Below are 710 nucleotides of genomic sequence, written 5' to 3'. Positions count from 1 at the left end.
ATAGGCCGTGGCCAGGCGCCCGGCATCGCTGACGTGGAAGCTCAGCTCATGCAGGCCCAGCGGTGCGGCCACCTCCTGCCGGACGACCTCGGGCAAGGGCTGCCCGGTCGCGGCCGCCAGCACGCCGCCCATCACGTCCAGCCCGAGGGAGTAGCGCCACTGGGTGCCCGGCTGGAAGTCCAGCGGCACCCCCGCGAGGCGCCGCAGGTTTTCTTCCAGGGTCAGGGATGCACCATCCAGGCCGTCGGACACGCCGGCGCGGTGATAGGGGCCGTCCTGATCTTCGCCGAAGCCATAGTGCAGGCCGGCGGTGTGGCTGAGCAGCTGCGCCAGGGTCGGCGTGGCCGGGGTACCATCGGCCAGACGCGGGGTGAAGTAGGGCAGGTAGTGACTGACCGGGGCCTGTAGGTCCAGGCGTCCCTGGTCCGCCAGGCGCAAGGCCGTCACGGCCACCAGGGGCTTGGTCAGGGAGGCGAAGCGAAACAGCTGGTCCTCCTGCATCGGCCGCTGGGCTTCGCGGTCGGCAAAACCGGCGGCGCGCCGGTACACCACCCGGCCCTGATGGGCGACCATGACCACGGTGCCGACAATGCGCTGCTGGGCGATGGCCTGTGCCAGGATCGGATCGAGGCGGGCGGCGAGGGCGGCGTCCTCGGCCTGGGCGAGGGGCGTACTCAGGCCAAGGCCGAGTGCGCTGGCGAGCAGTAGGG

At 71.7% G+C, this 710-nt stretch carries 1 protein-coding gene; it reads right to left on the bottom strand.

The annotated features are described in order from the left end of the window. Positions 1-710: serine hydrolase domain-containing protein (locus tag SB4_RS18680; protein WP_153006358.1), on the bottom strand; the 710-nt coding region annotated here is incomplete at both ends.

Origin of the sequence: Sphingomonas sanguinis (assembly GCF_001476905.1) — a bacterium.
GTDB classification, from domain to species: Bacteria; Pseudomonadota; Alphaproteobacteria; order Sphingomonadales; family Sphingomonadaceae; genus Sphingomonas; species Sphingomonas sanguinis_B.
This window is presented reverse-complemented; position numbering and strand designations above follow the sequence as displayed.